The organism is Pseudomonas sp. Marseille-Q0931 (assembly GCF_940789645.1).
Classification (GTDB): Bacteria; Pseudomonadota; Gammaproteobacteria; order Pseudomonadales; family Pseudomonadaceae; genus Aquipseudomonas.
In genome coordinates this window covers 1-21,546 of sequence record NZ_CALNWT010000023.1, presented here as the reverse complement: position 1 = coordinate 21,546, position 21,546 = coordinate 1, and the positions used below count along the sequence as shown (strand labels likewise).

Annotated in this window: 15 protein-coding genes; 10 read left to right on the top strand and 5 right to left on the bottom strand. The window is 54.4% G+C overall.

The window, feature by feature from the left end:
- Nucleotides 1–92: 92 nt before the first annotated feature.
- Both P3C50_RS23995 and P3C50_RS23990 read right to left on the bottom strand, forming a co-directional pair.
- The gene (locus tag P3C50_RS23995) at nucleotides 93–668 is read right to left on the bottom strand and encodes a hypothetical protein (RefSeq protein WP_275547876.1); all 576 of its coding nucleotides are present in this window, start codon (nucleotides 666–668) and stop codon (nucleotides 93–95) included.
- Nucleotides 665–1,891, bottom strand: coding sequence for a sterol desaturase family protein (locus P3C50_RS23990; RefSeq protein WP_003090706.1), 1,227 nt, complete (start codon nucleotides 1,889–1,891; stop codon nucleotides 665–667). Before P3C50_RS23990 ends, P3C50_RS23995 begins: the two co-directional genes overlap by 4 nt.
- 212 nt (nucleotides 1,892–2,103) lie before the next feature.
- Between P3C50_RS23990 and P3C50_RS23985 the strand changes: the two genes are divergently transcribed.
- The 6 genes from P3C50_RS23985 to P3C50_RS23960 all read left to right on the top strand — a co-directional run bounded on the left by P3C50_RS23985 (nucleotide 2,104) and on the right by P3C50_RS23960 (nucleotide 11,845).
- Nucleotides 2,104–2,796 (top strand): SDR family NAD(P)-dependent oxidoreductase, encoded by a 693-nt coding sequence (locus tag P3C50_RS23985; protein WP_021219117.1) that lies wholly within the window; start codon nucleotides 2,104–2,106, stop codon nucleotides 2,794–2,796.
- A 411-nt stretch (nucleotides 2,797–3,207) separates the two neighbouring features.
- On the top strand, nucleotides 3,208–4,587 hold the full coding sequence (locus P3C50_RS23980; RefSeq protein WP_024014384.1) for a hypothetical protein: 1,380 nt from the start codon (nucleotides 3,208–3,210) through the stop codon (nucleotides 4,585–4,587).
- A gap of 441 nt (nucleotides 4,588–5,028) precedes the next feature.
- Nucleotides 5,029–6,909 carry a DUF1302 domain-containing protein gene (locus P3C50_RS23975; RefSeq protein ID WP_228723543.1) on the top strand — a complete coding sequence of 627 codons (1,881 nt, stop codon included), beginning with the start codon at nucleotides 5,029–5,031 and terminating at the stop codon, nucleotides 6,907–6,909.
- A 15-nt stretch (nucleotides 6,910–6,924) separates the two neighbouring features.
- Nucleotides 6,925–8,268: a DUF1329 domain-containing protein gene (locus tag P3C50_RS23970; RefSeq protein WP_024014386.1), complete on the top strand. Its 1,344-nt coding sequence runs from the start codon at nucleotides 6,925–6,927 to the stop codon at nucleotides 8,266–8,268.
- A 77-nt stretch (nucleotides 8,269–8,345) separates the two neighbouring features.
- Nucleotides 8,346–9,482, top strand: coding sequence for a YCF48-related protein (locus P3C50_RS23965; protein WP_024014387.1), 1,137 nt, complete (start codon nucleotides 8,346–8,348; stop codon nucleotides 9,480–9,482).
- Nucleotides 9,479–11,845 (top strand): efflux RND transporter permease subunit, encoded by a 2,367-nt coding sequence (locus P3C50_RS23960; RefSeq protein WP_024014388.1) that lies wholly within the window; start codon nucleotides 9,479–9,481, stop codon nucleotides 11,843–11,845. Before P3C50_RS23965 ends, P3C50_RS23960 begins: the two co-directional genes overlap by 4 nt.
- Nucleotides 11,846–11,863: 18 nt before the next feature.
- On the opposite strand, the gene P3C50_RS23955 is transcribed toward P3C50_RS23960, so the two are convergent.
- On the bottom strand, nucleotides 11,864–13,669 hold the full coding sequence (locus tag P3C50_RS23955) for a sensor histidine kinase (RefSeq protein ID WP_024014389.1): 1,806 nt from the start codon (nucleotides 13,667–13,669) through the stop codon (nucleotides 11,864–11,866).
- Complete coding sequence (locus tag P3C50_RS23950) at nucleotides 13,666–14,370, bottom strand: response regulator transcription factor (RefSeq protein WP_196644563.1); 705 nt, start codon at nucleotides 14,368–14,370, stop codon at nucleotides 13,666–13,668. Before P3C50_RS23950 ends, P3C50_RS23955 begins: the two co-directional genes overlap by 4 nt.
- A gap of 338 nt (nucleotides 14,371–14,708) precedes the next feature.
- On the opposite strand from P3C50_RS23950, the gene P3C50_RS23945 reads away from it, so the two are divergent.
- A complete protein-coding gene (locus P3C50_RS23945) occupies nucleotides 14,709–15,725 on the top strand; it encodes a beta family protein (RefSeq protein ID WP_071542629.1) in 1,017 nt (338 codons plus the stop codon).
- On the opposite strand, the gene P3C50_RS23940 is transcribed toward P3C50_RS23945, so the two are convergent.
- Nucleotides 15,722–16,300: a sce7726 family protein gene (locus P3C50_RS23940; protein ID WP_024014379.1), complete on the bottom strand. Its 579-nt coding sequence runs from the start codon at nucleotides 16,298–16,300 to the stop codon at nucleotides 15,722–15,724. The genes P3C50_RS23945 and P3C50_RS23940 overlap by 4 nt on opposite strands.
- Nucleotides 16,301–16,791: 491 nt before the next feature.
- On the opposite strand from P3C50_RS23940, the gene P3C50_RS23935 reads away from it, so the two are divergent.
- From P3C50_RS23935 to P3C50_RS23925, 3 genes are all read left to right on the top strand, one after another.
- Nucleotides 16,792–17,847: an ImmA/IrrE family metallo-endopeptidase gene (locus P3C50_RS23935; RefSeq protein WP_160328544.1), complete on the top strand. Its 1,056-nt coding sequence runs from the start codon at nucleotides 16,792–16,794 to the stop codon at nucleotides 17,845–17,847.
- A complete protein-coding gene (locus P3C50_RS23930; protein WP_024014382.1) occupies nucleotides 17,834–18,460 on the top strand; it encodes a hypothetical protein in 627 nt (208 codons plus the stop codon). The genes P3C50_RS23935 and P3C50_RS23930 overlap by 14 nt, the downstream gene beginning before the upstream one ends.
- A gap of 640 nt (nucleotides 18,461–19,100) precedes the next feature.
- Nucleotides 19,101–21,260 (top strand): ATP-dependent nuclease, encoded by a 2,160-nt coding sequence (locus P3C50_RS23925; RefSeq protein ID WP_275547875.1) that lies wholly within the window; start codon nucleotides 19,101–19,103, stop codon nucleotides 21,258–21,260.
- The last annotated feature ends 286 nt before the right edge of the window (nucleotides 21,261–21,546 follow it).

Here is a 21,546-nt window from a genome sequence, read left to right as displayed (position 1 = left end):
GGCATCATCTGCCGCACCACCCACTCCCGATGCTCTATCGAATAACGCGCCACACGGCTCTCACTTCCGCCCACCGACCAAGACTCATCGAATCAACTCACACGACAACTATCCTGACGCGGCGGGCTATCCCGGTGCAGCAGCAGCAGGGCTAAAGACAGCAAGTAGTGCAGCCATTGGATGCCAGATAGCGGTCCGAGCATCTCTTCACCGGTTGCACCGGCCGCTAGACTAACGATGAACACTAGCGCCGCCCCGAGTGGCATTACCCGCCGCGTCACTAAGGCTGTGGCACAGATTAACAAGACAGAGCCAAGAGGCACCAGCATGCGCCAGGTGTCAAATCCCGACACGCTAATCACCACCCCGAAGCTCCCAACCAAGAGCGCGAAGCGCCCTGCGGCCGTGATGCGCTGAGCAACAGAGTCATCTGGCCAGCGCAGTGCAATGACCAGCAGCGGGAAACCTGCGCTGGCGGCAACCAGGCCGGTAAAGCGATGTGGGCCGGCGAACAACTCACCATACTGGTAATGCAGTGTACCAATCGCTGCCGCCAGGCCGATCAGGCCGCAACCAATGGCTAGAGCAGGGCGCTGGCGCAGCTGGACAAAGGCAATGGAAAAGGCAACCACAGCCAAGATCAAGTCGGAAATGGCATCGGCATTCATTGGGAAGTCCACAAAGCAGCAGGTTTGAAGGAAGTGCGGCTGAGCCATGCAGCGCTGCCTAGCATTACAACCAATAACATCAGCTTGAGTGCGATGGGCATACTAAAACCGAACCAGTCAGGTAGAGCAGCAAAGGCAATGCCCAGTCCTATGACACGGCACTGCTCAAAACGCCGTGCATTGGCACGTCCTTCCAATAGTGACGTGAGAGAGATTGCCGAAATGGCAAAGCCAGCGGCGTAGAGTGCCAGTAAGGTCTTCGGCAAGGTGTTGAGTAGCGTCAGAAAATGCATGAGGAACAACATTGCAAGCACCTGATGCACTACCGCATAGCGTTTGACCGCATCGGGTGTACACGGATCGTAATACTTAAACTGCGACGGCTCGTAAGGCTCGCTCGCCTCATCGTGCCAGCCACCAGGTGGTGCCAGCCAGACGCCAAGTTTAGCCCGCCAGCCCGGGGTGGCTTTGGATTTCTGCCAGAGCTCAATGTAGTAATGCATGTTGCCCCAGAATGGGTTAAGGCTCTGCAACGGTGTGCGCACGCCGTAGATGACCTTCTCGTCCTTGCGCTCCTCGGCGAAGGTACCGAATAGGCGATCCCAGAGAATCAGAATGCCCCCGTAGTTTGTGTCCATGCAGTAGTCATTTTGCCCATGATGGACGCGATGGTTTGAGGGTGTGACGAAGATGCGATCAAGCCAGCCCAAACGACCAATTACCTCGGTATGCACCCAGTACTGGTAAAGCAAGTCGATCAGCAACACCCCGGCAAACACGCTGGGCGGCACACCGGCCACTGCCATCGGTAGATAGAATATCCAGCCCAGAAGTGCGCTCGTCGAGGACTGGCGTATGGCTGTTGCCAGGTTGAAGTACTCGGAAGAGTGATGCGATACGTGCCCGGCCCACAGCAAGCCAATTTCATGGTTCATACGGTGATGCCAGTAGTAGAAAAAGTCGTAGGCCACAAGGGCTCCGACCCATACCCACAGGCTATCGCTAGGCAAGGTCGTGGCGCGGTAGGCTTCGAATACCAGAGTGTAAACGCCCAGTTTCGCCAACTTGGTGAACGCCCCAACCACCTGGCTCAATAGACCATATTGGTAGCTGCTGATGGCATCAGGTATGGAATACGCCGCTAGCCCGCGGCGGTGCGCCAGCCATGCTTCCAGCAAGGTGGTGGTTAAAAAAATCGGTATGGCAAACACGATCAGATTCATTGCGCGCGATCCTTTTCTCTCGACTCAAGAAAGTTGAGCGGCTGATGGCTTTCAGCGACTCAGCGACCAGGCAAGTTAGCACTCTTGACTGTGCCCACTTGTCGGCTCGGCGACAGGTTCTGCACGGCAATAGTGGCAACCTAGCTGACCACTCGTGCCGGGGCTCAGTGCTCAGTGCAGCCCTGGTGTAGTCCACTTCAAGGAGAATAAGCGTGAGTAAAGTAGTCGCAATTAGCGGTGGATTCGGTTGTCTAGGTATAGCGGTAGGCGAGGCGTTCGCGGCCAATGGTTGGCGGGTGGCCCTGATTGATCAGGCCAGCGTGCCGCGACCCCTGGCCGACACGGCGCGCTCTGAAAAACTGCTTATCGGCGCGGTCGATCTAACCGATCTGCACATGGCAAATTGTGCAATGCAGCAGGTGCAGCAGCATTTTCAAGGATTAGATGCGCTCATCAACGTGGCGGGTGGTTTTCGCTGGGAGACCATCGAGGGCGGCGATCTTGCGACCTGGGATTTGATGTATCAAATGAACGTGCGCACTGCCGCAACGGCTAGCATGGCCGCGCTGACACACCTGAAGAAAGCCGAAGCCGGGCGCATTATCAACATTGCAGCCGGAGCGGCCAGTAAGGCCAGCCTAGGCATGGGGGCCTATGCTGCAGCAAAGTCCGGGGTGATGCGCCTTACGGAGGCGTTGGCCGAAGAGTTGAAAGATCAGCGCATCACGGTCAATGCGATCATGCCATCGATCATCGATACCCCGCAGAACCGCCTCGATATGCCTGATGCGGATGCCACCCGCTGGGTTACGCCAGAGCAGGTCGCTAATGTGATCGTATTTTTAGCCTCTCAGGAGGCTAGTGCAATCACAGGTGCAGCTATCGCTGTAAATGGGCGGTGCTAATTTATTAGGCCGGCTGTCGACATAGCAGAGTGGCTGCCTAGAGCCGTTCTTCTCACCCAGGGTTCGCCCGATCCTAATGATCCTAATGATCCTAATGATCCTAATGATCCTAATGCGGCATGCGTGGCCTATGCGTGGGGAACTGACTGGTGTTGCCGGCGGAGAGCTAGCAGCCCTCGGTAGCAGGTCCCAAGTCCTTAGGGTCGACCACCACATACTTTGCCAAGGCGTGTGTCCGCAGCAGTTGTAAGCGACAACATTAGAAAAATACGCGCTAGAAAACCGCCCTATCCCTTGTGGTGCCCACACTATTTCGCTGCCTGGATACGGTATCCAAAATAAGGTTTGAATCCACCGATAAGGAGATGACCTTGAAGCCCTCATATTTGGCTAACGTCACAAGTTTTAGCGATGACCACTCTAATCCTGGCGGCCTCGCCTTCTCAGGCTAACTGGGATCAGGCGAATGCCTTCGAGGAAGGCCAGCAGCGTGTTGCCATCGGTAAGGATCCAATGCCAGGCCCTCGTTCGTGTTTTTGGCGCTACGGCCCGGTCAGTGGTGACCCCTACATCAACATCGCCTTCCCTGACGCCGGAACATTCTATTGGGGAGCAGCTTTCTCGGTGCCGAAGGGCGCGAAGCTGCATTTAGAGGGCAGTTTTCCGCATGCTCGCTATATGTCCCTAATCAGCTATGACCGTTTGGGTGCTCCTCTCGACTCAGTGGCCGACTACCTGATCGCGCCGAAGCCAGGTGCTAGCAACCCATATCTCTTCGGTGCAGACCGCAACAGTAAACAGCGCGGCTATAAAATCGAAGTGGTTAGCGAGCCGTTGAGCACTCCTATTCCATGGGGCGTTTACCAAGAAGCCAAGACCCGCGACAAGATCCATGCGCCTGGTCAAGCCGAAAACGGCCAGCAGCAACTGATTTATCGGATCTACGCAGGGGACAAAAATACCGACGAAACAGCAGGTTCCGGTCTGCCAACTCCGGTACTCACTCTCGCTGATGGCAAGGAGCTGCGCGGACAGGATGTTTGTGCCAGCTTGAGTAGCTTCCAGCCATTGTCGTTTGATCAGGCAGCCCTGGCGACCCCGCGTGAGTACCTCAATAAACTGACGGAGGTGGCCAAGGCGCGTGGCGGTCCGGCCATGCCGGCCAGTAACCCGCCGACCTGGAGCAAGAGTTCGGAAAGCATGTCGCGTTATGCCATTTACACCGGCGACAACACAGTGGCGAGTGGTACCAATAAGAAAGACGGGACCTTCTTTGCCAACCTCGACAACCAGTATGTGCGCACCTTTATCAACCGTAAGCACGGCGAGGTTTTCGTAATCCGCGCCAAAGCACCAACTACGCCAAAGACCTATAACGGCAACACCAAGTTTGAAGATGGTGATCTGCGCTACTGGTCGTGGTGCTCTCAGCAGGGCTACGCATCTGGTCGGGTCAATAAGTGTCTGTTCGATGAGCAGATTCCGGTGGACGCTAACGGCTACTACACCTTGGTACTTAGTCGCGAAAGTGACCGCCCACGCAATGCAATCAACGAGTGTGGTGTGTCCTGGTTGCCAATCGCGGATGTGGGCGACGGTACCGGTGATCCGGATCTGAGTTTCCTGGTTCTGCGCAACATGCTGGGCCGTGGTGAGTTCAAACACGCAGTGCAGAATATTAAGTCGCAAGAAACTATCCAGCAGGATATGGGCGACTACTTCCCGCGTGCTCGCTACACCACAGTTTCTTCGTTCGAGACGGCAGTTCCTTGCCAAGTAGAGAAACGTTAAGTGGCTTAAAACAATATAGCTTCTTGGTCGTCGGCGGGGTTCCTGATGTTTCCAGAGCCCTGTCGCGATTAGGCTGGCTGGCGATTAATTTAATTTTTTCGTGGATAATTAAAGCTTTCAAGTTGCTTGTTTTTTATTGCTGTTTTTTACGCGTAAAGATTTTTAATTTGAAATGAAAAAGCTGTTGGTAGTTGTCGATTACTTAATTCGTCACATAGCTCTAATGGTGTCTGGATTTTCGGTGAGACCTTGTGGGGTTAGTGATGGCTATTTCAGGTAAGTGTTCAAATGACGCATTTGGCGCTCGCTGGTAATAATGCTATTGGCAGCCGCTAGAGATATGTTTGATTCGTGTTTTTATAAGCAGCAAATTAATCTGGTGCGATATCCATAATCGCCGATTAAATAGAAGTAAATATAATAAAAATAGGAGGCTGTTTCGTGAGATTTGAAAGAAGTGAGTCCGGCCTGATTAATCCGTTGTTGTTGAAGATGACAGCTTGCATAACCCCGCTAGCGCTCATGATTTCACTGCAGGCTCAGGCGGGTGAGTTTGCATTAGGTGAAATCACGGGGCGCGCCAACGGTAGCATCAGTGTGGGTGGAATCTGGAATGCTGAGAAACCCGATTCAAACCTGATTTTTCAGGGTAATGCTGATCATATCGGCTACGGCTCGGCTGGTGAGTTCAACCCTTCAGGTGCGCGTAACGGTGATGACGGCCGCCTGAATTTTCGTAAGCGCAATTTGGTGTCTTCACCGATCACCCTATTGGCGGAAACCGAGTTGAACTGGCGTAATTATGGGGTCTTTCTGCGCGGTAAGGCCTGGTACGACTACACCTTGAACAACCGTGAGGTCGACCATGGCCATTCAGCCAATGGTTACCAGGTGGGTGCCAAGCTCAACGATAGCGGCTTCGACGATCTGGCCAAGTTCCAAGGCGTTGCCTTGCTGGATGCCTATGTATTTGGTGACTTCGAAGTCGGCGAGCGACCGTTGCACTTACGCGGCGGTAATCAGGTAATTAACTGGGGCGAGGGGTTGTTCTTCCAGAATGGCCTCAACTCGATCAACCCAGTGGATCTTGCCGCGTTACGCCGCCCGGGCTCTCAGTTGAAGGAAGCTCTACTCCCGGTGCCACTGCTCTTCGCCAACTTCGGTATCACCGACAGCCTCAACCTTGAGGTGTTTTACCAGTTGCAATGGCGTGAGACCGTTCTGGAAGGTTGCGGTACCTACTTTGCTAGCAACGACTTGATCCAGGATGGATGTTTCGGCTTGGCCAGGGGCGGTATTGCTGCCAACCCTAATGATGAGGCTGGTTATGCCAAGGGCCTCTATGTGCATCGGCTGGAGGACGACGAGCCATCTGACAGCGGTCAGTTTGGTATGGCCATGCGCTATTTCGCCGACAGCATAAGCACCGAGTTCGGCGCCTATGCCATGAATATCCATTCGCGCACCCCGCAGAACCGCGCGCGCACCGACTTGCGCCCTGCGGTTGGAGCGGGCTGGATCGCAGGTCAGGAGGCCACCAACGCCAAGTATTTCATGGCCTTCCCCGAGGACGTCCGCATCTTCGGTCTTAGTTTTTCCACCAGCCTCCTGGGTGCCTCAGTGTTCGGCGAGTACAGCTACCGTCCGAATCAGCCCGTGGGGCTTTCCCTCGGCGACACCATCCCGAGCACCTTCGGCAATCCCAATCTACTCATTCCCGGTGCACCGCTGGCAGGGGAGATGAAGGCTGCCGCCCCCGGCTCGCTGATCAATGGTTATGACCGCCTGGAGGTGTCGCAGCTGTCACTTGGGTTTATTAAGAGCTTCCCCCGAGTGTTGGGCGCGGATGGTCTTGATGTAACCGGTGAGGTCGCGATGAAGTACATGCATGACTTGCCGGCGCTGAGTGAGCGTCGTTACGGGAAAACCGAGGCATACGGCAGCAACATGGCTGATGGCCAGGGGATTGGTTCGCCAGGCTGCAACGCTGGGGTGCCAGAGCAAAGTTACAAAAAAATCGGTTGTAGCCGTGACGGCTTTGTCACGGACCTTTCCTGGGGCTATCGCCTGCGTGCCCAGTTGAATTATTCGGGTTTGCTGGCCGGGGTCAACGTATCGCCATTTATGACCTTCGGTCAGGACGTAAAGGGCTGGTCCCACGACGGTAACTTCGTCGAAGACCGACTGCTGGGTTCGCTGGGGGTAAGGGCTAGCTACAAGCAAAACTATTCGGCCGAACTGTCCTGGTCTGGTACCGGTAATACGCCGCTCGTAGTGACCGACCGTGATTTCGTCGCGTTCAACCTGCGCATGGGCTTCTGATCTCGAGGTAATCCAATGAACAAGAATCTTCTCTCCGCTGCCATTCTCGGCACCCTTCTCAGCCTAACCAGTGCAACGGCCCTGGCCAAGCTGGATGCCAGTGAAATTGCCCGCTTGGGCCAAGACCTGACGCCCACCGGCGCCGAGCAAGCGGGCAATGCCGACGGCAGCATTCCTGCCTGGAGCGGTGGCCTTACCCAGCCGCCGGCCGGTTACAGTGCGGCCAAGGGTTATATCGATCCCTTCGCGAATGAACAACCGTTGTACACCGTTACAGCGGCCAACATGGCGCAATATGCCGACCGGTTGATGCCAGGGTACAAGGCGCTGCTGGCGAAGTTTCCCAGCTACAAGCTGAACGTCTATCCGAGTCATCGCACTGCTGCGCTGCCCCAGCACGAGTACGAGCTGATCCGCGAAGAGGCCGCTAAGCTCGAGCTTAACGGCGATAGCATGGTCAACTATCAGAAAACCTCGGTGCCTTTTCCTATTCCCAAGTCGGGTCTGGAGGCCATGTGGAACCACCTGACGCGCTATCGTACCGGTGGCTTTCTCGATTACCCGACTGAAATGGTGGTGCAGGCCAACGGCTCATTTACTCCGGTGCGCCGAATGCGAAAATTTGCCATGGCCTCAAGCATGACCAACCCGGAGCCGAACCGGCTGTACTATTTCTGGAATAGCGTTACCTCCCCAGAAAGTATCGCCGGCAGCCAGACTCTGGTGCATGAGCCACTCGACCAAACCAAGGAGTCCCGGCTGGCCTGGCAGTACAACCCAGGGCAGCGGCGCGTGCTGCGCGCGCCCGAGTTCTCTTATGACACGCCGCCAGGTGCCTCCGATGGCTTGCGTACCAACGACTCAGCTGACATGTACAACGGCGCGCCCGACAAGTACGACTGGAAGCTGGTAGGCAAAAAAGAAATGCTTGTGCCTTACAACACTTACAAGCTGGCCGATACTTCGCTGAAGTACGAGCAGATCATTCAGCCCAACCACTTCAACCAGGACCTACTGCGCTACGAGCCACATCGCGTCTGGGTGGTCGAGGCCACGCTGAAGCCGGGTGAGCGGCATATCTACGCCAAGCGGGTCTTCTATCTCGACGAGGACAGCTGGAGCATCCTGGCCTCGGACATTTATGACAGTCGTGGCGAACTTTGGCGCTTTCATGAGGCCCACGCGTTGCAGCGCTACGACATTTTGTCCAGTTTTCATATAAGTGAGGTTTCCTACGACCTGCAGGCACGCCGTTACCTAGTGGTTAACCTGCAGAACCAGGAGATCCCAATCAAGTTCAACGTTCCGGCGAACTTGAAAGATTTTAGTCCCTCGGCTCTGCGTCGCAGCGGCCGCTGATTAACTGTTTACTCCGTGGTCTTTGGGTGGAAAGCGGTTAGCGCTTTCCCCCTTTTTTACTTTCTGAGACGCTGGCCATGAAAAAATACAACCAACCAGCGCTGAGGTTGCTCTGCCTGTTGTCTGTCGGCCTGGCGGCCTTGCCGCTCAGCGCCGCGCCACTGGTCGATCGCCTTGAGCGCGCCGCCCGAATTTCCCCCTTAGCCAGCGAGTCGCCCCTCACCGATGGGCAGTTGGTCGGCGATTATCTGGTGACGGTGGGGGGCAGCGGCCACGTGCTGTTGCGCTCGCCCTCCGGCGAGATCCAGCAGGCACAAGTGCCGGTCGATGTTCTGCTGACCTCGGTGCATTTCCCCGATGCCAACAACGGCTGGGCCGTCGGCCATGACGGTGTGGTCCTGCATAGCACCGATGGCGGCAAGACCTGGAGCAAGCAACTCGACGGCAGTGCCATAAGCGCTTTGATGTTGAAGTGGGCCGAGGCCGAGATGGCGCGTTTGGAATTAGCCAGTGCGGCGGCGCCAGACGACGAGGCGCTGCATACCGAGTTGGAGAATGTCATCTTCGCCTTCGATGATGCTAAAGCCGGTATCGAGTCAGGCCCGGCACGCCCGCTGCTGGATGTGTGGTTCCGCGATGCGCAGCAAGGCTGGGCGGTTGGTGCCTATGGGATCCTTGTGCATACCCGCGATGGCGGGAAAAGCTGGGAATTTGTCTCGACCCTGGAAAACCCCGAGCGTTTGCACTTCAATGCGGTCCTCGGTCTGCGCGACGGCAGTCTAGTGGTCGCCGGCGAAGGCGGGCGTCTGTACCGCTCTAGTGATGACGGCCAGCACTGGACAGTGATCACGCCAATGAGCCCGGCCTCGCTGTACAAACTGCAGCAGCTGAGCGATGGCCGCCTACTGGCCTTGGGCTTCGGCGGTACCTTGCTGGCCAGCCAGGATCAGGGCCTGAGCTGGCAGGTCATCCCGCTGCCGGTGCGCGCGGGTCTGTACGGCGCCGCACAACTGGCGGACGGCAGCTTGCTGCTGACCGGGCAAGGTGGCGTGGTGCTGTACAGCACCGATGGCCAGCAGTTCAAAGTTTGGCAGGCGGCCGCTAAGGCGCCTTGGCTCGGCGTGGCGCAAGTGTCTGCCGAGCAACTGGCGCTGATTGGTAGCGCCGGCCTCATCACCATGCCCTTGGCAGAGCTCAAGGAGCAGCTGCAATGAATGCCAAACTGAACGACGGGTCTAGCCCGCAACTTGAGACCAGCGCTTTGCAGCGGCTGGTTGGTTTCACCGAACGTGCACTGTTTCGCAATCGCGTGGTGGTGCTTCTGTTCTTCTTGGTCCTTTCGCTGTTGCTCGGCTACCAGGCCCTGGGCTTGCGCCCAGACGCCAGCTTCAGCCGGATGATCCCGACCGGCCACCCGTTTATCCAGAACTACCTGCAGTTTGAGAGCGTGCTCCGGCCGCAGAGTAACGTGCTGCGCGTGGTGGTGGAAAACCCCAAGGGCGACATTGTCAGCAAGGAGTTCCTTGAGACTCTGCGCGAGGTCAACGATAGGATTTTCTACATCCCTGGCGTCGATCGCGGCAATTTGAAATCGCTGTGGACCCCTAACGCGCTCTGGGCTGAAGTCACCACCGAAGGCTTGCGCGCCGGCCGGGTGATTCCCGACACCTACGACGGGAGCCCAGAGGCGTTGGCACAGGTGCGGCAGAACATCCAGCGCGCCAACATGCTCGGCAGCTTCGTCGCCAACGACTTCAAGTCGGCGGTGATCCGGGTGCCACTGCTGGAGATGAACCCAGAGACCGGCGAGCCGCTGGACTACGGTGCCTTTACCCAAGCGCTGGAAAAGCAGGTGCGCGAGCATTTCGGTGTACAGGGCGTGAATATCCGCGTGATCGGCTTCGCCCAGATCATCGGTGATCTGCTGGCCGCTGCCACCGACATCGCGCTGTTCTTCGCTATCACAGTCGGCCTGATTAGCCTGATGCTCTATCTCTATTGCCGCTGCTGGCGCAGTACCGCAGTAACCGTGGTGACTTGCCTGCTCACCGTGGCTTGTCAGCTTGGCCTGTTGCACCTTTTCGGTTTCGGTCTGGACCCATACTCGATCTTGGTGCCGTTCCTGATCTTCGCCATAGGCATCAGCCACGCGGTGCAGAACATTAACCTGATGATGAGCGCGATGGGGCATGGCGCCACGCCGCTGGTTGCCGCGCAACACACCTTCCGCGCCCTATTCATTCCTGGCACCACGGCGCTGCTGGCCGATGCGGTGGGGTTTATCACCTTGTTGGTGATCGACATTGGTGTGATCCAGCAGCTGGCAATCACCGCCAGCATTGGCGTGTTCGTCGCCATTTTTACCAAGATGTTCCTGCTGCCGGTGCTGATGTCCTACGCCGGCATCAGTCCGCGCGGCTTGCGTGAGCAGGAAAAGCGAGCCAATTCGTCCTGGCCTATCTTCCGCCGCCTGTCGGCCGTGGTCGAACCGCGCGTGGCGCTGCCGCTGATCGCCCTCAGCGTGATGCTGCTCGGCGTCGGCTACTACGCCCGTCAAGATCTGAAAATTGGAGACCTGGACAAGGGCGCACCGGAGTTCCGTCCGGAAGCGCGCTACAACCAGGACAACGCTTACTTGCTCAAGCACTACAGCACCAGCACTGATGTTTATGTAGTGATGTTCAAGACACCGGCTGAACAGTGCGCACGCTTCGCCGCTGCCGACCTGGCCAACCAGTTCGAACAGAGCATGCGTGAAGTCAAAGGTGTGGAATCGGTGCAGTCGCTCTATCGCACCATGCGCTTCAACATCCTTGCGCGCAATGAGGGCAACCCGAAGTGGGCCGAACTGTCGCGCGATCAGTTCGTGATGAACAATGCCCGCTCAGGTGTCGCTGCCGAGTTCGTCGACCCCAACTGCAGCGTGGCGCCAATCAGCCTGTATCTGAGTGACCACAAGGCCGAGACGCTGACCCGGGTGGTCAGCGCGGTCGAGGCCTTCAGCAAGCAGTACGACACAGGAGACTTCGAGATCCTCCAGGCGGCAGGTAATGCCGGCATTGAGGCGGCGACTAACATCGTCATCGAGCAGTCCGAGAAGCTGATGCTGCTCCTGGTGTTTGTGATCATCTCGCTAGTGGTCTGGTGGGAGTTTAATTCGATCAAAGTGACCATCGCCTTGATGGCGCCGCTGTACCTGTCAACCGTGCTGTGCGAAGCGGTGATGGCGCAGATGGGCCTGGGAGTGAAGATCGCCACGCTACCGGTGATTGCCCTCGGCGTCGGCATCGGTGTCGACTATGGCATCTACCTGTACAGTCGCATGGAAGGCTTTCTGCACCAGGGCCTGAAATTCCGTGCGGCGTTCTTTGAAGCGTTGAAAACTACCGGCACCTCGGTGGCCTTCACTGGCATCACTCTGGCCATGGGTGTAGCCACCTGGTCGTTCTCGGCACTGAAGTTCCAGGCCGACATGGGCCTGCTGCTGGTGTTGCTCTTCATCTGGAACATGGTAGGTGCACTGGTTTTGTTGCCGGCCATCGCCTCGATGCTGATGTGCAATAAAGAAACTCGCTGAAACTGAAAGCCTCTAGCTTTAGGACATGTTAGAGGCTCGCTTATGGTGCTTCGGAAGCAGCTGTAGCGCGCTATTTTTCGCCATCCCCTGGACATTGTCCTTCGCGCAGGGGATTCGCCCGACGACGCTCAAACCACCTGTTGAGGAGATGCTGATTTCGAGCTCTCCTCCTATCGCCAGCATGCGCGAGCGCATGCTGGCGATCCCTTGGCCTTCATTGAGATTCAGCGGGTGCCTGTTGCTGCAGCCGCTGTCCACCACAGCGAACGAAATCCCATCCCGTTCTTGGCGCAATGTAACTTTCGCCGTTGCCCCTGCTCCTGCATGTTTAGCTGCGTTCTGTAGGGCTTCGACACAGCAGAAGTAAATTGCTCGTTCGGCGAGCGGGCTTTCGCGTCTCGGTGCTTGAAAGTCCGTGACTACTGGCAAGCCCGCATTATTGGCGGCCTCTCCCAAGGCTGCTGCCAGTCCTCGCTCAGCCAGTAGTGGCGGAGTAAGGCCATGTGCCAGCGTACGCAGTTCGGTGATGGCGGCATCAATGTCCGTTGCCATTTCCACTAGCAGTGCATCCGCTCGGCTCGGATCGCTATCGACCAGGCGTCTGGTCACGCTGATCTTCATACGCAGCGCGAGTAAGCGTTGCTGTGCACCATCGTGTAGGTCTTGTTCAAGCCGGCGGCGCTCCTCTTCCGCGACAGTTTCAGAATGGGCATGGGCACCGGCCAAGGCAGATTCGAATTGCCAATTGACGATGGCGTTATGGATCGAGCTAACAACTGCCTCCAGCAACATCGGCTCTTCCAACAAGGCGCGGTTATGAATCAGGATTGCGCTAGGTTGGTCATTGAGGTCATGCAGTACGCGTACGGCTTGCTCCTTGGCACTTGGTTCGGGTAACGGCACGACTTGTTGGGATGAGTTAATCCAGCGCCCAGTGTTTGGCTCCCAAATACCTAGCTCCAGTGATGGGTCATCCAGAGCATTCGCCATCATGGTTTTCAGGCCTTGCAGGTTCGGCCGGCGCCTTAATCCGGTCACTAACCGATGTAGCGCTTGGGCGGTGTAGAGCCGGCTGCGCAGCAAGCCCAAGGCAATAGCTAACGGAACGGCCCAGAAGGTAAAGGTAAGCAACAACAAGCCAGTCCCGGTTGTCAGGAAAAACGCCATGCATAGCGTGCGGGCGACAGAGGCGAGTAGTACGGGGGCGAGCGAGCGACGCATCAGTGTGGAGGCCTGTCGCAGTCGCTGTAGCAAGTACAGGCTGGTCGCGATCAGGATGCCTGTGTTGACGATGCGAAAGGCATTCAGCAGGAGGTTGGACCAGGTAGGGTGGTCGGCAATAAACAGTAAATTGTCCTGGCACACGTCAGTGCAGGAGGGCAGTGGGCCGAAGCGCGGCACGTGCGGAGTCAGCATCACGCTGGGTAGCCATAGCAAGGCAATAGCAGCGATAGCTGCGCCAATCAGCATACCCTCACGTCGGTCGGTGATGCGCCCAGTCGGGAAGGTCAGCACCACCCACACCAGCAGCGCTTCAGCACAGGGGCGAACGGTTCTGCCAATCGTATAGAGCAGATCATTGGTCGAATAAATTAGGGGATGAAGCGCGTAAGCTACAGCGAGCATTCCGAGCAATATCCAGAGCGGGCGTTGTGGGTAGCGGGCGCGCACGGTCATCGCCACGCCGGAAACCAACATCACGCCAACGCCGGCCATCAAGGCGTCGATTATTCGTGTCGAGCCCGCGCCTGTCGCCATGATCCCGGCAACTATGGTTACCGTGCCTCCACCGAGGATAGCGAGCCAGGGTTTTAGGCTTTTCATTGGCCGTTACGTGATAAATAAAGCAGCGTCGCTTGTACCCGGCGGCTGATGCTTTCGTCGTTGGCCAAGCCAAGGCGGCCGAAAATCTCGCTTATATGTTTTTCCACCGCCCGCTGGGTTACTCCCCTGTCGCGCGCAATGGCAAGGTTGCTCTTACCTGTCGCAAGGTCGGCCATGATTTCCCGCTGGCGTGGTGTTAGCTCTTCTAAGGGGGAGCGCTGGTGCTTGCGCGACAGCAGGGATTCAATTAGTTGCGTATCAATTCGACACTCACCAGTTGCAACCGCATGAATGGTAGACACCAGATGATCGAGGTCGTGAATACGATCCTTTAACAGGTATCCACGCCCAGATGCCCCTTTCTCCAGTAGCTCGGTTGCATACTGTGAGCTGCCATGTTGGCTCAGCACGATTACGCCTATATCCGGATGGCTCTGGCGCAGATGTTCTGCTACTCGCATGCCCTCATCCGTTTGCGTAGGCGGCATGCGGATGTCTGTCATGACAACCTGTGGTGGATTTGCTTCTACCGCTGCAAGCAGCGCGGTTGGGTCAGCATAAAGCCCGACTACACGAACTCTTGGAGACTGGGCAAGAATCTGCGACAAGCCCTCGCGAATAAGGTAGCTATCGTCGGCAATTGCCACGCTGATAGGAGGTGCCGAAAAAGTGACATTGTCAGAACTGTGCATCGCGTTCATGAAGTTAAACGACCAGTATTATTGTAGGTATTTGGTTGATCCTATCAGATGCCTGAAGATGCTCTATGAAAAGCATAATGTCTGCTTTTTTCCCGCATCTTCCTGTCACGGCCGGCAGAGAGCGGCCAGAAGCGGAACTTGCTGAAAGCGCCTTAACTACGTCAAATTGACCAGACGCCATCAATGATGAACGCTAAGCAGCGCCAGCAAGATCCCGACGCTAAGTCAAATGCTAGAGCCGGAATAGCAATTGGATCTCAACCTATCTGCGGTGATTTCAAAGTGCCACCCTTCGTGATAAAAGCGATTGGACCACTACGCGATCCCAAGGAAGGCATATGGCACTTAGATTCCCCAACCACCCTTACTACATTCCGATCATTAAGTGGCAGTCCTGGGAGCAGAGAGCTCTGCTTCAGACTCGGGGAGACGTTAAGCCCTACGTTCGCCCCTGCATCGAGGTCCGTCACTCGAATCAACACAGCAGCCTGGTAGGGAATTTCCAAACAGCTTGGGGAGCCCCTGCATTGGTAGATTATGCGAATCCCGAAGGGCGGCTCGTTGGCATTCGTCCTTTAGAATTTGAGGCGTTCCTTCAGATCGCAAAAGCTAACGGCTTTCCAACTCTTCCAGTTATCAATCCGTTAGATGCCCCTCTGCTACGCCCTGCGCTACTTGGTCTAGTGCAATCCTTCCCTGAGATTTTCCTACGCTTACGTATCAGTGGATTAACAGTTAATGCTGAGCACTACACCCAGACGATGATGGCCGCACAGGTACTATCAAGGCCTGGCAACCGTATTCATCTTATGGTCGATCTAGGTGTTACTCCCGCTTGGGAAGCCGCAGAGGTACCCGCCTTTACAGGCATGATGGCGGCGTTCAAGAACGCAGGGTTTTCCCAAATTCATGTGGCATCAGGTGCGTTCCCCGAGAGTCTTGCGGCCGTAAAAACGGTAGCTAACTTGCCACGCCGAGACTGGTCTCTATGGGCCGCGCTGAATACCAACGCTCCCGGACTGCTTCTCGGATATTCAGACTATGGGACGATATCTCCGCGCTGGACTGAGGAGACACTAACTCGCCGCGGCGGCCGTGTTGCCATTCGCTATGCAAGGAACCTTGACTGGTTGGTGTTGCGAGCTGACGGAAGCAAGTCAGAGCATTCAGTTGCTATCTCGACTTTGATGGTGACCGTGCATGCAGCCTCCTTCAAAGGCCGAGAGTATTCCTATGGGGACGAATTAATTGCAGATCGAGCGAATCCGGCAATCAAAAAGAAGAATGCAGGCCTCTTCCACTTCACTGAAGGTTGGTGTCATCACCTTGCGACGGTGATTAAGGAACAGTACTAGGCCGGGCAGGCTGAAAATTGAGGTGTAGCTTCCTCGACCCGTTTGAGGAGGTAGTCCCGAACATTGTTCTTGAGCTCGGGAAGTGTGAGCAGCTCTGCGATATATGCCTGAATGAGATATAGGCTCTTGCTCTTCCAGCCTCGAACCTTACCCATTTCGGTCAAGAGGTGAAGCGCCTCGTCTCGCTTGAGTAGGGAGGCAAGCACCTCAGGTTCGTGGCGCTTATTAGGTCTTGCGGCCCGAACATGCTTAAACCCCGCCTCAGGCACCTCAGGGACAAGGATGATCCCCCACCACGGCGGCAACAAGGGAAGCGCGTTTTTCAGATGGCATTCCGCAGTCACTAACGTGATGCGATCAAAAACTCGAGCGTAACGGGATCCTTGACCGATAAGGCGCTTCAAGGAGTCGGCCTCACTCTTAATCTCATAGCAATGCATATCGTAGATGTGGACAAGGTCTGCACGAACCTCACCGCCACTAAGCTGTAGCTCCTCCAGGAACAAGCCAGGGTGGATACCCAACGAGGTATCCAAGTAGTGAGTGAGTGCTCGTTTGATCTCCGCTTCGCGCATTATCCAATTCTCGATGGCCGCCGGCGTCCTGCCGGACAGCTAGTCAGTTTATCTCATACGGCGATGGGTGGCTTGGGTAATGCCACCGACCACCAAAACCATGCATTTATGCTATTTTATACTTTATGAAATGCATGAAAAGCAAAACCAAAATCGTCGCAGAGCTCCTCGCTTTCTTTGCGTCCCACGGACAAAGGACGAGCACCTCAATAGCGAATGCCTCTGGATTAGGCCAGCCACAGATTCACCGCAACCTTTTTGGCAAGCCGAAGCGGGTTACAAAGACTCACCGGGAATTATGCATTTATGCAAAAATCTCGCTAGAGCTGGAATTGCCTGACCCTCGGACTTCAGATGTCTTGATGGATAGTTTGGCAAACGTGTGGGATGGCAGTGAGGAGCACGCTCGTCGCCTTGCTGAACTGCTCTTTGCCCACCGAAGGGCCTGCATGTGAAAATGATGCTGGAATCTAATGTTATGGGAGGGTGCTATGCATGACGCAACGACTCCAATAACAGTGAAGTCCGCCTTCGAAAGTCTTAAGGCTGCAGGATATCCGCGCCCTTATGTTGAGAGACTATTGCCCGATTGGTGGGATCACAGCCTCTTCAAGACCAGCGCTGGAGCCTTCCAATTTGCACTGTTGCTTAAGCAACGCTTGGGCTTGGTTGTAAATTTTGCCCAAGACGGCAGTCTTGCAATCGACGCGGCTACGCCCAACGCTCGATTCAAGCGAAGAAGAGGTACAGAGGAAGGGGCGCTAAACATAGCGGCCAGCCTTGGCATGGCGTTGGCTCGACTTTCAATTTTCAGTGCCGGAGCCCCATACAGCCCCTTACCCCCTGACCCGAATTATATCGGGCACCTAGTTCGCCAGATCTCGGGTACGAATAGCGTAGGTTTTGAAGGGCTTCTGGCGCTTTGCTGGGCTCAGGGCATTCCTGTGTTGTTTCTCAAGGATTTGCCCAAAACGTCGAAGCGGATGACAGGTATGGCCGTTAGCGTTCAAGGCAGACCCGCAATTGTTTTAGGATTTAATAGCCCCCAGCACGCTCGACAGTTGTTCGTCCTAGCACATGAACTCGCTCATATCGTATGCGGCCACGTCGGTGAAAATGGTGTTCTCATAGACGAGGACATTGCCGAAGTCACCGATGCCTTGGCCGGGAGTGACGCCACCAGGAAGGATGCGGAGGAGAAAGAGGCTGACTCTTTCGCTCTCGCACTTTTGAGGAACGGGCATACAAACGTGCTTAAAGCTATCGGACGACCAGACTCCGCAGCAGTACTAGCCTCGAATGCTGTCATAGCTGGAGAACAACTTGGAGTCGACCCCGGCCACCTAATTCTTTCCTACGCCAGAGAGAATGACGATTGGGCCCGAGCAAATCAGGCCTTGGGTTATATCGCAGACCCCAGAGGGGCGATCGAGGTGCTTAATCAGTGGTTCATGCAAAGTACCGATCTCGGAGCTCTTAGCGACGAGAATCGGGAGCACGTGCTAGCTATCCAAGGCTTCGGGTCAGTCACACGTGTACCTACTTGATAGCGACGCAGCCAAGTCCCTTTGTCAGTACTTGCTTCTAGACGAGCTTGCGCTCGCTCTTGAGTGCCCGCTCAGCGACTTCGCGATACTTCCACAGCTTCGTTTTCAGCTCAGGCTTAACAAACCCGACGCCGCCCTAAAGAAATTGGGATCACAAGACGCTGTTGTGACGGCTCAGCGGCTCGTCGAGGCTGCGACAGAGGTCCAAGTAGTCACCGACTCGGCTAATACGATCCTCGAGCTAAATCGGCCGGATATCGACAGCGGAGAAGCGATCTTGTTTGCGGCCGTAAGCCAAGACGAAGACGACGCCCTCATCACCGGCGATAAACGAGCCCTTATCGCCCTCTCTGAGATATCAGAAGTACCCATCGTAGATAGCCTCTGGGAAAAGATCATTACCCTTGAGGAAGCAATTTATTTGATTGTGCAGCGTTCGGGTTTCGACCTGGTTTCGCAAAGGATTCGGGCGAGACCCGACGTGAACGTGGCCCTCAGCGTAATTTTTGGTAGAGCTAACCCAAACAAAATCGGAGAGGTCCTCGAAGGACTCAACAGCTATATGAATCACCTTCAGTCGATCTCGCAGGGTAAATACCTGCTCCCGTACTGAAAGCCCCCAATTCCCTGGACGCTTTAGAGCGCACCCGGCTGGCCGACAGCTGCCGGTCATGAAGGGCAGAAATCGGCCAAGAGCTGACGGTAAGTCGGCAGCAAATCAATATGTCACCTCTCTGCTACAGCCGGGCACAAAAAGCGCCGGCTACTTAGCTGTGACTCCTACCTACCTCTGACACCACCGGTTCCTACACCTGGCCAAGAGATTGACAATGACAGGCGAGATCTATCCCGGCGAGACGTGACGGGCAAGCTCAAATGGGATGGCCATTAGCCATAAATAATGGTTGTGGCCAAGCTGGCTGTGGGCTAGCGTAGAACCAACGCAGTGATGCACCCCAGCAGGCTGGACGCCGGTTTTCTTCCTTCCTGTTTTTCACTTAGAGAACATCGGCGGGTGTTCGGCCAATGGTTGAAAATGCCCTATTACAAGGGGGCATGTTTTTCGGCTGTATTATACCGAGAGATCATGTCCTGCCTCTTTTATGCAATTACCTAAGCCAGTACCGAAGACAATGAAGTAAAAATAAATCAGATCAATATCTAGAAAAGCATTGCTGTGGTATTGAATAGTTGCTCACAACAATAAGTTTGTGCTTTCGAAAGATCCGGCTAAATTGTTAAGGATTTGTTGTATGAAGATTAAATCTTTCACTTTGAAAAACTACCGGCGCTTAGCTGATGTAACCTTGGTGCTTGATGATAAAGCTACTGTTCTTGTCGGTGCCAACAACAGTGGAAAGACGTCCTGTATAGGAGCGCTACATACATTCCTAAAAAGCCCGGACAATCTAAAGATTCGAGATATATCGAAGCGAAAATGGAAGGAAATTCAAAGGCTGGGCGAGCAAGTCGAACAAACGTTTCCTGTCAGTGAGGAAATGCAGGGGCTATCTGATGATCTTGTCAGTTCATTACCGAGCTTAGACGTCGAGATTACAGCGGAGGCGAGTGAGGCGTACAAGGTTCGCGATATCCTTCCCGACTTGGAGTGGAGAGGTGGCGCTTTATCCGTTCGGATTACTTACGAAGCGACCGATATTTTCAAGCTTTTCCGTGATTACGTTGATGCAAAAGACATAGTATCCGGGCGTAAAGGCGAGGTAAGCCTGTGGCCTAAAGATCTATGTGACTTCTTGGAGAAAGGCCGGAATTTCAGCAAGTACATTAAGCAAAAGCACCACATTTTAAGCAAGAGGCCAGGCTCTACTGCGACCGATGTATTGCAGCCTCTCAAATCTGAAGCCTTGAAAAAGTTAATACGAGTAGACGTTATATCTGAACAGCGCGGTTTAGGTGCTGAAGATAATGCAGATCAAAACGGGCCATATTCAGAAAAACAACGACTCAATAAGTTGCTTCGTGAATACTATGAATGTATTTTAAATCCTGAAGATTTTCCTGGGGCAGAAGATCTTGAGGTCTTGCGGCAACAGCAAAGCCTGGAGAAAAGTTTTACTGATAGATTGAATAAGCAATTCGAGGCTCCATTTAATGAACTAAAGGGTATGGGGTATCCGGGAATTGGCGGCAATCCAACGGTTGAAATTGCCGCAAAAATTAGTGGTGTAGATGCTTTGCAAAAATCTTCCTCAGTCCGATATCGCTTTGATAAAACAGAAGAGGAGTTTCTCCCAGAAAGTTACTTGGGGCTTGGTTACCAGAATCTAATATATTTAACTTTTAGGCTTCTGGAGTTCCGCGACAAATGGATGCGTGTTGGTAAGTCGGTTTCTTCAGAAGGCAGCATCGAAGAACAAATTGAACCAATTCACTTGGTTTTGCTTGAAGAGCCAGAAGTTAATCTTCATGCCCAGGTCCAACGTGTATTTGTATCGAAAGCTTATGATACCCTGCGAAATCATCCCGATTTACGCGACAAGGATACCAAGAAGGATAAACCTGAATACCAGACGCAACTCGTGATTAGTACGCACTCCAGCCATATTGTCAATGATATTGACTTCAAGGATTTACGTTACTTTCGGCGAAATAATGCAAGTGCGTCAATTGCGATGGACTATACATCAATTGCAAATATGTCAGAGCTCTTTGAGAACGCGAAAGATGAGCTTCTTTTTGTAAGGAAGCACTTAAAGCTCACTCATTGCGACATCTTCTTTGCCGATGGGGTGATATTCGTAGAAGGGCAAGCCGAGCGTCTTTTGGTACCTGAATTTATTTCCAATAGTTTTCCTGGCTTGTCAAATCGATACATCTCAATGCTCGAGGTGAGCGGTGCGCACACGCATAAATATAGAGAGTTAGTTGAGAAGCTCGGGGTTGCTACTCTAGTGCTGACAGACCTTGACTCTGTTGATAACGAGGGAAAGTCTTGCTCTCCGAAAAAGAGTGCAGATCAAAAGACCAATAATGATACCTTGAAGAAGTGGCATCCAAAGAAGGAAGCGTTGGATGACTTGGTGGCCTTACCCCATGAAGAACATGCTACAAAAAGCCAAGGTACACCGCTTTACGTTGCCTACCAAAAGCCAACGCAGATTTCTAGGGCGGAAGTTTTATCCAGGACTTTTGAAGATGCATTAATTTTGGCGAATTTCGAGAGTGACTATTTTCAGGGGAAATCCAAGATCAAGGCAGCGAAGATTAACTTTGAAAATGACACTAAGTCGTTGTCAGAGTCGCTCTATGATTATGTTCAAAGTTTAAAGAAGGGTGACTTTGCTTTTGACTGTCTTTTCTATATCGCGGATGAGAAGGCAAGCTTCACTCCCCCCGAATACATGAGTGAAGGCCTTAAATGGCTGGAAACTCAGCTTTTGCCAAAAGCTTAGTGAGAAACTTATGTCAGAAGAATTTTACTTGGCGGAAACTAAGCCTATCGATCATGACGATAGAGTTGATGGCGGCATCAAAGAGTGCCTTAGGATAGGCTCGGGGAAAAGCTTCATCACCTTCGCAGGGGCGGGCTCAGGCAAAACCTACTCCTTGAAACCCGCCGCGTCAGGATAGTTGTCGTGTGAGTTGATTCGATGAGTCTTGGTCGGTGGGCGGAAGTGAGAGCCGTGTGGCGCGTTATTCGATAGAGCATCGGGAGTGGGTGGTGCGGCAGATGATGCC